Below are 3,457 nucleotides of genomic sequence, written 5' to 3'. Positions count from 1 at the left end.
CGGCCACCATATTGATTAGGTAACCATTCTCCCTCTTTTCTTGAGTAATCGAGGTAAAGCATTGAGGCGACGGCATCGACGCGTAACCCATCGATATGAAACTCTTCCAGCCAATAAAAAGCACTGGATAAAAGGAAGTTAAAGACTTCTTTTCTTCCGTAATTGAAGATAAGTGTGCCCCAGTCTTGATGTTCACCACGCCTCGGATCCGCGTGTTCATAAAGGGCTGTTCCATCAAATTTGGCAAGTCCGTGTGCGTCTTTAGGAAAGTGGCCCGGTACCCAGTCTAAGATCACACCGATATCGTGCTGGTGACACTGGTCAACGAAATACCGGAAGTCATCAGGCTTACCAAAACGGCTGGTAGGTGCAAAATAGCCTGTGGTTTGATAGCCCCATGAAATATCGAGAGGGTGCTCTGTAATCGGTAGTAATTCAATGTGAGTAAAACCCATCTCATTCACGTAGGGAACGAGTTCATCGGCGAGTTCACGGTAATTATAAAATCGCCCATCCTGATGACGCTTCCAGGAACCAAGATGCACTTCGTAGACAGAATGTGGCGTGTGCAGCCAATTACTTCGTTCACGAGTGGTCAGCCATTCTTCATCCATCCACTGGTGAGTGGTTGGAGTGCTGACGATTGAGGCTGTTCCAGGTCTTAGCTCACATTGTTGTCCGTAAGGATCCATCTTAAGATGTAAAGAGCCTCCTTGACGGCTACGAATTTCGAACTTATATAATTCACCTGGCATCAGCTCGGGAATGAACAGTTCCCATACGCCAGTGGCGCCTCTGACTCGCATTGGATGACGTCGACCATCCCACTGATTGAAATTACCAACCACACTGACACGTTCTGCGCCGGGTGCCCATGTTGCAAATAAGGTGCCTTTGATTCCTTCTATTTCATAATAGTGCGCACCTAGAATTTTATAAGCATGCCAGTGCTTACCTTCTGCAAAAAGGTGAAGGTCATAATCTGATATTTGAGGCATGATGCTGTAGGGATCATGATATGCGATTTGCTCACCATTATGGCGGTGACGGTGAATTTTATAGGGCCATTTAATCGTTTCCTGTGGACCTTTCCATAAGAAAAAGTCACTTCCTTCAACACGTTGCATGGGTAATTCGCCATCTATAAATGCCTTGTCTGTATCAGGCAAAAAGGCACGGATTTCGGCTTGCCCGGCGTTTTGATGGAGCCCTAGAACACTGAAAGGATCATGATGACGTGCTTCTATAATTTTAATGATGTCTTCATTCAAATTGTTGTCAAAAATCATCGTCATAATGTCCTGTAAATTTTAATTGCTGTATGTAGCTCGCTTGTGGCAGGCTAACAATATTACAGCACAAATAATAGGTTTTTTGCCGGAGAATTCATCTATGAGTGAAAACAATAGTACCCGTTTTGTCAGCCGTCTTACACGAGATACCTTGGCATTAATCTTAGCCGGCGGTCGTGGTTCGAGGCTTAAACAACTGACAGACTGGCGTGCTAAACCCGCAGTTCCTTTTGGAGGGAAGTTCAGAATTATCGATTTTCCTTTGTCGAATTGCGTGAACTCAGGCATTAGACGTGTAGGCATACTGACCCAGTACAAGGCTCACTCACTAATCAGACATGTCCAGCAGGGCTGGGGGTTTATGCGAGGTGCGCTGGGAGAGTTTGTGGAGTTATTACCCGCGTCACAACGAAATGAAAGAGGCTGGTATGCCGGTACAGCTGATGCTGTATATCAAAATATAGATATTTTAAGAAATCACGGTCCGGAATATGTATTGATTTTGGCAGGCGATCATATCTACAAAATGGATTATGGTGATATGCTAGCTGAGCATGTCGCGCAGAATGCTGATATGACCATTGGCTGTATAGAGGTACCTATCGAAGAGGCCAAGTCGCTGGGGGTCATGTCGGTCGATGCAAATAGACGTATTGTTGCGTTTAATGAAAAACCTGATGAGCCGACTCCCATTATTGGGCGAGAGGATGTAGCGCTTGCATCCATGGGGATTTATGTTTTTAACGCGGCATTCTTGTACGAGCAGCTAATTAAAGATGCTGATACTCGCACTTCTAGTCACGACTTTGGTCATGACATTATTCCTAACTTGATTAAAAATTATAAAGTCGTTGCTTTCCCATACAAAGATGTTCAGGGAAATGACCCGGGCTATTGGCGTGATGTGGGTACTATTGATGCTTTTTGGTCAGCCAATCTCGAATTGATTGGTGTTACACCTGAATTGAACTTGTATGATGATGATTGGCCTATATGGACACATCAAGCACAACAGCCGCCGGCAAAATTTGTTTTCGATGATGATGACAGAAGAGGGATGGCCGTAGATTCGATGGTGTCAGGTGGATGTATCATCTCCGGCTCTACCGTTCGACACTCTGTGTTGTTCTCGAACGTTGAAGTTCACAGTTATTCATTAGTTGAAGATAGCGTTATCTTGCCAGATGTGACCATCGGCCGACATTCTGTTTTGAAACGAGTGGTCATCGATAAAGGCTGTGTTATACCAGAAGGTACAGTTATCGGTGTGGACTTGGAACAAGATGCAAAACGTTATTACGTCTCTCCTAATGGTGTGGTTTTAGTCACGCCAGAAATGCTAGGACAAAATTATCGTTATGTCAGATAAAATTAAAGTCGTACTATGCTGGCACATGCACCAGCCACAATATAGCGAGCCTATGGGTGGCATGTATCAGCTACCCTGGACGTATCTTCATGCTATTAAAGACTATGTTGATATGGCATGGCATCTAGAAAATGTGCCTGGTGCTAAAGCCGTGGTGAACTTTGCCCCGACGTTACTGGAGCAACTTGCCGATTATGATGAACAGTTACAGGGACGCTTCAAAGGTACGGGGCGGCTGAAAGATCCATTACTCATCGCATTAGATTCTCCCGTTCAGCCGGTGCATGCCGAGGAGCGTAAGACATTGATTAATGCATGCTTACGCGCTAACGAGGAAAAACTGATTCAACCATTTCCACATTTTGCCAAGTTAGTCAAAATGGCTCGTTGGTTGATGAATGAGCCAGAGCGTCTTAACTATGTGAATGATCAGTTTATGATTGATATGCTGGTCTGGTATCACTTGGTTTGGATGGCCGAGTCAGTTAGACGAAGCGATGTTCGTATTCAGGCATTGATGAAAAAAGGTCGTCATTATACATTTCATGATAGGCGGCAGTTGATGATAGTGATTGGTGAGCTCTTAAAAGATTTGCTTCCGCGTTATCGTCGTCTAGCAGAAAGCGGGCGCGTTGAATTATCTGTCACACCTTATGCTCATCCTATTATCCCTCTTTTACTGGATATGAACTCGACGCATGAAGCCATGCCCGATGCTGATCTTCCTCTAGAGACACACTACCCTGGAGGTGAGCAACGCGCACATTGGCATATGGATGAGGGGGTGAGAGTCTTT

The 3,457-nt window shown here is 44.9% G+C and carries 2 protein-coding genes and 1 pseudogene; 2 read left to right on the top strand and 1 reads right to left on the bottom strand.

The genetic code is table 11. The features are described 5' to 3' along the window. Positions 1–1,295: 1,4-alpha-glucan branching enzyme (glgB, locus tag B4K20_RS07710; protein ID WP_414683369.1), on the bottom strand; the 1,295-nt coding region annotated here is incomplete at its 3' end. Positions 1,296–1,392: 97 nt separating this feature from the next. Here glgB and glgC point away from each other — a divergent pair. Both glgC and B4K20_RS07700 read left to right on the top strand, forming a co-directional pair. Further along, positions 1,393–2,661, top strand: coding sequence for a glucose-1-phosphate adenylyltransferase (gene glgC, locus B4K20_RS07705; protein WP_286304256.1), 1,269 nt, complete (start codon positions 1,393–1,395; stop codon positions 2,659–2,661). Next, positions 2,651–3,457 (top strand): annotated as a pseudogene (locus B4K20_RS07700) (glycoside hydrolase); the annotation flags it as partial. The gene glgC and the pseudogene B4K20_RS07700, both read left to right, overlap by 11 nt.

Origin of the sequence: Methylophaga sp. UBA5088, from assembly GCF_002414625.1 — a bacterium.
In the GTDB taxonomy this organism is placed as follows: Bacteria; Pseudomonadota; Gammaproteobacteria; order Nitrosococcales; family Methylophagaceae; genus Methylophaga; species Methylophaga marina.
This window is presented reverse-complemented; position numbering and strand designations above follow the sequence as displayed.

Bases quoted from the DNA above. Each gene is read 5' to 3' on its own strand.
- glgC (WP_286304256.1), top strand. From the start codon at position 1,393: ATGAGTGAAAACAATAGTACCCGTTTTGTCAGCCGTCTTACACGAGAT.